This window comes from Paenibacillus yanchengensis (assembly GCF_042684845.1).
Classification (GTDB): domain Bacteria; phylum Bacillota; class Bacilli; order Paenibacillales; family Paenibacillaceae; genus Pristimantibacillus; species Pristimantibacillus yanchengensis.
The window spans coordinates 1-3,469 of the sequence record NZ_JBHUMH010000036.1 but is presented as its reverse complement, the minus strand read 5'-3'; the positions used below and the strand labels follow the sequence as shown (position 1 = coordinate 3,469).

2 protein-coding genes are annotated in these 3,469 nt (G+C 31.0%); both read left to right on the top strand.

Going from position 1 to position 3,469, the window contains the following annotated elements:
* Nucleotides 1-286 precede the first annotated feature (286 nt).
* On the top strand, nt 287-715 hold the full coding sequence (locus tag ACFSTH_RS11470; protein ID WP_377774870.1) for a hypothetical protein: 429 nt from the start codon (nt 287-289) through the stop codon (nt 713-715).
* A gap of 423 nt (nt 716-1,138) precedes the next feature.
* Nucleotides 1,139-3,313 (top strand): hypothetical protein, encoded by a 2,175-nt coding sequence (locus tag ACFSTH_RS11465; RefSeq protein ID WP_377774871.1) that lies wholly within the window; start codon nt 1,139-1,141, stop codon nt 3,311-3,313.
* Nucleotides 3,314-3,469: the final 156 nt, after the last annotated feature.

The following is a 3,469-nucleotide window of genomic DNA, read 5'->3' as shown; positions in this document are numbered from 1 at the left end:
GTAAGCTCATATTCTCTTACAATTGACGCTCTAGGTTTTCCATTTTCATAGAGATCAACCATCTGTTTCTTAAATGCTGCTGTGAATGTTCTTCTTTGTTTGGACATGGTAGTAGTTCCGCTCCTTCTTCTATTTCTTTTATTCTACTACCCCTTAATTTTTCTGTCTAACTTAGTATAGCCGATCCAGTAAAGCTCGATACATTGTCAGCTCCGATAAGTGAAGAAAAAGCTGAGTAAAGTATATTACTATTAGTAATCTTGATAATTGAATAGGGGGATATTTAATGACTCAAAATTTTTCAAGCATTGATAAGGGTAAATCGTTTCAATCATTAGTTAGAATCGCTTTGATGGAAAAATATAATCAATCTTTTGAATTTGAAGTAGCTTTTCCGGTTGGAAATCCTGCCAAAGATCACAAATTTGATTTGGTGTCATCGAACGGTGAAATAATTGTTAAAACGAAGAATTATACATGGACTGAAAGTGGAAATGTACCTAGTGCTAAATTGTCTGTATTAAATGAAGCGGTATTCTATCTGCAACATACGCCAAAGGGTAAAACTCGCATCATTGTTATTAACTATGATCTAAATGTAAAGAAGAATGAGTCATTAGCAAATTACTATGTTAAAACATATAAGCATTTATTAGATGATGTGATAGTGATGGAATATAATCAAGAGCTATGTGTATTAAATGAAATACGCTAAAATAACTAAAAGGGAAGGTATTTGGAATAATCCATCTACTTTCCCTTTTTTTACGCTTCGATTCTAAGCGATTAAGCTAACCCCTTGGTCACGAACAATAAATTAAATCGCTTAGAATCGAAATGGGAATAGTTGTTGATTTTTGAAATTAAATCAGTTATATTATTTTTATTAGAGAAGATTATTATGCCATGTCTTAATAATTTTCACCAGTAGTGTTTACATTTTTTTATGGTGTTGTCATATTGGCATCTGGAATTTTGTAAATGGTGGCATTCAAGAGATGCCGTATAAGTTATTTATTATAAGGCATAGTATATTTAATTTCATTGAGATGATATGAGATGCCTTTTAAGTAACTATAAAAGTGCATCTCTTTTTTGTTTGCCTCTAATAATGAAATTATATTAGGAGGAAACAGTAATGGAAAAATTTAAAGTGTTAAGTGATTATTTGAATTGTATTAATGTTGCAGTAGCAGGTGATTCAGGGGTAGGTAAATCTACGTTATTTAAGATTATCTCTGCAAGATTAAAGTTTATTGATACTACACCAGATAAAGGCGGTCAGAATACTGTAACACCAACCGTAACGATAATTGACCAAGATTTAGATGTTAACCGACTTATTATGACTATTTACTATAATGATTTAATTGGTAGTCACGATGTAAAATTGAAACTCTTAGAAGTATTTACATTTGTTTATAAGAAATTTATAGAGAATGGGAATAAATCTACTTTACAACTTAGTGCAATAAAAAAGTACGTTGAGAGTGGAAGATTTACAGAAGACCTGATAACTTCTGTTAGTGGAGTTGTACGGCTTACACAATTTAAAGATGATGAAAAGTTTATAGAACTATCAACAAAAAGTGGTTTGGAATTGTTAAGTAGTGTTGATCCTACTGAACTAGATTCTCAACTGGCAAAATTAAACGGAGAAAAAGAAAAGATTAATGCTCAAATAAATTACGTAACTGGTAAGGTAAAAGACAAATGGAGCGAAGTCATTCAATTCAAAGATAGTATAATTCAAGAATTTGTGTTTTATACATACAACCGAGTAATAAATATGGTTGAATATTTAGTGGGTAAGAAATTAGATAAATTGAAAGAATTACTTAAAGAGAGAGTGTATAACAATGTTGCACAAAGTCATGTTGAAGAATATTCGGAAACTATTGAGTTCATTTTAAGTGATTCCAACCATAGAAAAATAATTAATGAAATCCATTCTCCAAGAAATCCTTATAGTTTAATTTTGAAGAAAATCGTGAATATACAGGGTATGGATGATAAATTGTTAAATGCATTCAAGAAGCACAAAGGATTTGCTCAATGGATGAATAAGGGGTATAGAGTGAGATTCAAATTAACGGATACTCCTGGTTTATCTCAGTTAAGTGGTTCTACTATGTATGAGCGTGAAATGTCCTTAAAAGAGATAATTAATTTAGGTGTCGATGCCATTCTCTTATTAAAAAAACATAATGTATCGACGGATGACGATAAAACGTTATCCTCCCTCTTTTCATATCAAAACGAAACAGGTAGAGAAATAAGAGATAGAGATATACAATTGTACATTGGGATTAGTCAGAGTGATGAAATAATTACTAAAAGTGACGCTTCAGATATGGATGATTATATATTTGTAGATGTTATGAAGGATAATTTGGCTGATATTGAAAAAATAGAATCAGAAACAAAAAAATCATTTAAAGCCGAGAAAGTTTGTTGTATTACTACAAAGCCAAAAAATGTGAGCATATATATTGATGAATTAATCATTAGAGGGCAACAAGAATTAGCAGGTAATTTTTCTAGTAGACTTAGTGAGGAAGCAATATATGAATATCTAGTCGATATATTATTTGAGATCCAATTAAAACGATTTTATAAAGATGGTGAAGGAAGAGTTAATCCTTTCTTTTATGTAGGAAAGGAAAATGCTTGGTCACTGAAGTTGAAATATAACGAACAAGAGTTAGTTGAACGAGTTGAAGCAATGCGTGAATTAGTAAAAATAAAATACGTTCTAAATGAACACTTGTATTGGAGCACAGCAGAGGCGTTTATTAGATCACTTCGTACCGGAGTTAGATTTATATCAAAAGCAGTGGTAAATGGACGTATATCAATCTATGTTGATGGAGATATTGAAGGAACAAAACTTAACGATTTGTTATTTTCAGCGATTGAATTCCAAGGAAATAACATTGATCTTTCGCACCCATCTTCTTCTACATTCCTAGAGCATCTAAAGCTCACTACAGACGATGTTGCTGATCAAAATAAGGTTAATATTGCATTAACTAACTTCTTAGTTAACGAGTTTACAAAAGACAATAGAAAAAGATTATATAACGTCATGTATAATGTTAGGAGAGCGTTAAGTTATAGCTATCCTGTATTGAGAGAAAAGTTTGAAACCAAGTTGCAAAATGTCTATGGTTACAACAATATGGTTCAGGCTGCGTTAAATGTTTACCAAGAATATTATAACAGTGATGAATTTATAGCACATTTGAAGGAAGTAATTCGTGATGAGTATACTAAGGAATTTAATAAAATGTTCTATCCAATAAACAAATAGATTTTTGATAAAGAGCTGTAAAACCTAGTTAATGATATGCTCCCATCATAGTAGACAGTAGAAAAAACAAAAACTACTACTACTAATGATGGGAGTTTTTCTAATGTCTAAAAGAAGTTCTATTTCTGTGGAAGTAAAACTACACGTGGTACAGCG